Genomic DNA, 275 nt, shown 5'->3' with positions numbered 1-275 from the left:
CTCATCATCGGCGGAGTGGGGCTCGCACGGTATCTGGATCCCGTGAAGGACGCTGAGAAGTATGCGCCCATGCCGACGCTCGGCTGGGAGCGGGCATACCGATCGGGCGACCTCGTGCGCCTCGAGAACGCGGGGCTCGTCTTCCAGGGACGCGCGGATGATCAGGTGAAGATCGGCGGGCGCCGGATCGAGCTCGGTGAGGTCGAGGCCGCGCTGCAGAATCTCTCGGCCGTCACGGCGGCAACCGTTGCGGTGCGCCATTCGGCGGGCGGAAC

The 275-nt window shown here is 68.4% G+C and carries 1 protein-coding gene; it reads left to right on the top strand.

What is annotated here, in order from left to right:
• On the top strand, positions 1–275 hold a 275-nt coding region (locus tag SB658_RS23810; protein ID WP_410602783.1), incomplete at both ends, for an acyl-CoA synthetase family protein.

Source organism: Bacillus sp. SIMBA_008, from assembly GCF_046535495.1.
GTDB classification, from domain to species: domain Bacteria; phylum Bacillota; class Bacilli; order Bacillales; family Bacillaceae; genus Bacillus; species Bacillus subtilis.
This window is presented reverse-complemented; position numbering and strand designations above follow the sequence as displayed.